The organism is Hyella patelloides LEGE 07179 (assembly GCF_900659865.1).
Taxonomy (GTDB): Bacteria; Cyanobacteriota; Cyanobacteriia; order Cyanobacteriales; family Xenococcaceae; genus Hyella; species Hyella patelloides.
Genome location: NZ_LR214251.1, coordinates 1 through 2289, shown reverse-complemented (window position 1 = coordinate 2289; position 2289 = coordinate 1). Strand labels below are relative to the sequence as shown.

Genomic DNA, 2289 nt, shown 5'->3' with positions numbered 1-2289 from the left:
ACAGGAGGATTTAAGTAGTAAAATCCGTACTACTGAGGCAAACCGATTATTCTCTAGCTGATGAACTCAGTGACAGCAGGAGTGACAACCGCCAAACCTCCACCAGATGGTCACCACCCATGTCACCTCTATTAGAGAGTGCGCTTTTTTGGGGTGACAAGCAGCCAAAAACCTCTCTAAAATAAGGACTACAAGTTCAGAAGTTGATTTTTAAAACAAATACAAGCTCTAGACAATAGTACAAAAAAACTGTTAAAATCCCAATTCTCGTTAATTATTATTAAAAAACCTGAATTAATTGAGCAATTAATGAGAGAAAAAGTCAAATATTAGCAATTTTTAAATCCTAATTATGGACTTTTTTTCTGACCATAAATCTCAGATAGAGAAATATTTAACTAAGAGCCAAATAATAACTTTACAGCTATTAATTTGGCTACTTCAAGTCCAAAAAGAAGTAAGAATAGAAAGATTAGCTAGCTGTTTACCAATTCCAATTCTCTACGAAAGCCGACGAAAAAAGATTCAGAGATTTTTAGCTTCATCATCTTTAAGCCTATCTTTATTTTGGTTTCCCATAATTAAATCAATTGTCGAACAAGAATTTAAACGAAGTAATCCTCTGATTTTAGTATTAGATAGAACCCAATGGTCAGACAAGAATGTTTTCATGATAAGTGTAATGTGGAGAAAGCGAGCTTTACCTATTTATTGGCTAATTTTATCAAAAAAGGGAAGCAGTAATATTCGTGAACAAATTGCGCTTATTAGACCAGTATTGAAATTGTTTTCTCATTATGACGTAGTGATTCTTGGAGACAGAGAATTCCATGGTGTTGAATTATCTTATTGGTTAAAAGAAAAGAATAAAAAAGCTAAGAATCCTATTTATTTTGCTTTTAGGGAAAAAGGTAATATTTATATAAAAAGAAGCAGTAAAAATGAAGTTAAACTTAAGGATTTAAAACTCACTCCAGGTGTTAAAATCTTATATAAAAATCTCAAAGTTACTAAACAAAAAGGTTTTGGTAAATTCAATATATTAGTTTATAAAAAGAGAGATTATCGCCATCATCAAGCAAAAGAAAACTGGTTTATTCTAACTAATTTAGATAGCGCAAATGAAGTAATTAAACTTTATAAAAAGAGAGCGGGTATCGAAGCTATGTTCCGTGATTATAAGAGTGGGGGATATAATCTTGAAGGTAGTAAAGCCAATCTTATCAGGCTAACTAACTTGATTCTATTAATAGCTATTGCTTACACATCAGCGTCTTTAGAAGGCAAGTCTTTTAAGAATCAAGGACATCAAAAGTATATTACTCGTCTAACTGAAGCTCAAAGAAAATATAGAAGACATAGTGATTTTAGAATAGGATTATACGGACAAAATTGGATAATAGCTTGGAATTTTTGTTTTAACTTAGTTGAAAAACTCATGATAATTAATCGACATAAGAGCAACTATTATCAGCAAGGATTAAAAGTTTTATCTGCCATTAGTTAAGCATTTATTTGAATTAATTGAACTTTAATTATAAGCTTAATTTTTATTGATTAAGTCACTTACAAATGCTTATTTAAGATAAACGCATATATCAATTTACCAAGAAAATATATTTAATGATTTTACTTCAATTATAGTTATTTCATTAACCCAAATATATTACTAAAATTTATCTCCTAATTGTTTTTTTCTTCAACTTGATGTTGCTTAGTAATTGTGACCGCTTGCTTTTCTATATGCTTGTCACCCCAAAAACAAAAATAGGGATGTATTCATAGCTTATAAAGCCAGTTTAGGCTTTGTTTGGGCATAATTTTTGTTTAAGTACCGCTAATTCTGATTTGTCACTGTTCCTATCGCGGTGTTGTCGAGTTATTAAGAGATTTATTCGATTATTCGCTCAGTATCGGCACGGTTCACAACAGGATAAAAGAAGCAACGCAAAAAGCTCGAAAAATTAATCAATCTCAAGATTTATCCTCAATTGAGGTGGCTTTGCTCGACGAACTCTTTCACAGTACTCGACCAGTATTAACAGGAGTGGATGCTGATTCTACCTACTGTTTTCTTCTAGAAGAAGTAGAGCATCGAGATGAAGATACTTGGGGCTATTATCTACTGGAACTGGAGCAACAAGGATTAAATCCTGACTACACCATTGCCGACGCAGGAAAAGGAATCAGAGCAGGAAAAAAAGCAGCTTGGGGGAATGATATTGCTTGTCATGGTGATGTTTGGCATATGTTCGACCAATGTGACACTTTATGCCGTAATTTAGCTAA

General features: G+C 32.3%; 1 protein-coding gene and 1 pseudogene. Both read left to right on the top strand.

Annotated elements, in window-relative coordinates; genetic code table 11:
• Positions 1-352: 352 nt before the first annotated feature.
• Positions 353-1507, top strand: coding sequence for an IS4 family transposase (locus H1P_RS32820; RefSeq protein WP_144875609.1), 1155 nt, complete (start codon positions 353-355; stop codon positions 1505-1507).
• A 495-nt stretch (positions 1508-2002) separates the two neighbouring features.
• Positions 2003-2289 (top strand): annotated as a pseudogene (locus H1P_RS36965) (hypothetical protein); the annotation flags it as partial.

Coding starts and splice junctions, on each gene's coding strand:
- H1P_RS32820 (WP_144875609.1), top strand. CDS start 353: ATGGACTTTTTTTCTGACCATAAATCTCAGATAGAGAAATATTTAACT.